Here is a 914-nt window from a genome sequence, read left to right as displayed (position 1 = left end):
ATCTTGGCTGTGGGCGTGCTCGTAGAGGTGGTGAGACGCTTTGTATTCGGTAGTGAGCCTGAATCGCTGGTGATGATGGCTATCGCATTCGTCGCATTGATTGCCAATACCAGTTGTCTGCTGCTCATATCCAAACATCGGGAAGGCGGGGCGCACATGAAGGCAAGCTGGATATTCTCGGCCAACGACGTGGTGATCAACCTGGGGGTCATCACCGCCGGCGCCCTGGTCGCGTGGACCGGTTCCAATTATCCGGATCTGATTATCGGCACCATCGCGGGGGGCATTGTACTTAACGGTGCCAGACGCATTTTGGCGTTGAAGGGTTAAATAATGCTCATTATTGGCAAAAAGCTCTCGCCGTATGCCCTATTGTCCATATCGGGCCTGCTGGCAGCGTCTGATCAGGCTGTAAAGTGGCTGGTGCAGCAATCAATGGCCTATGGCGAGTATGTTTCGGTGACCCCGTTCTTTAACTGGGTGCACCTATGGAACACCGGTGCCGCATTCAGTCTTTTTGCGAATGGTGGAGGCTGGCAGCGCTACTTTTTTATCGGAATCGCGGTAGTGGTCTCGATTTTTCTGATCAAGCTGATCCTTGAAAATCGTCATAAAGGAGAAGCCATCGCTTACAGTCTTATCCTCGGTGGCGCCATGGGCAACCTGATTGACCGGGTCTTTCGCGGCTATGTTGTGGATTCCTTTGATTTCTATTGGCGAGACTGGCATTGGCCGGCCTTCAACCTGGCTGATATTGCAATTGTCCTCGGTGCCTTACTTTTCGTTTCCAGCAGCTTGTTGGGTAAAAAAGCAAACACCAATGCCGAGTCGGATGGATCTGACTGACACCTACGCCTATACAACACCATGACCGAACTTCCCGACAACATCCTTCACCTGCCGCAATACCAAGT

2 protein-coding genes are annotated in these 914 nt (G+C 52.1%); both read left to right on the top strand.

Features of this window, described 5'->3' with window-relative positions; all coding sequences use genetic code 11:
- The coding region (locus tag A3774_RS15975; RefSeq protein WP_197468084.1) for a cation transporter at positions 1-330 on the top strand (330 nt) is incomplete at its 5' end.
- Positions 331-333: 3 nt separating this feature from the next.
- The gene (lspA, locus tag A3774_RS15970; protein ID WP_003821921.1) at positions 334-846 is read left to right on the top strand and encodes a signal peptidase II; all 513 of its coding nucleotides are present in this window, start codon (positions 334-336) and stop codon (positions 844-846) included.
- Positions 847-914: the final 68 nt, after the last annotated feature.

The sequence above is a fragment of the Neptuniibacter marinus genome (assembly GCF_001597725.1).
Taxonomy (GTDB): domain Bacteria; phylum Pseudomonadota; class Gammaproteobacteria; order Pseudomonadales; family Balneatricaceae; genus Neptuniibacter; species Neptuniibacter marinus.
This window is presented reverse-complemented; position numbering and strand designations above follow the sequence as displayed.

Coding starts and splice junctions, on each gene's coding strand:
- lspA (WP_003821921.1), top strand. CDS start 334: ATGCTCATTATTGGCAAAAAGCTCTCGCCGTATGCCCTATTGTCCATA.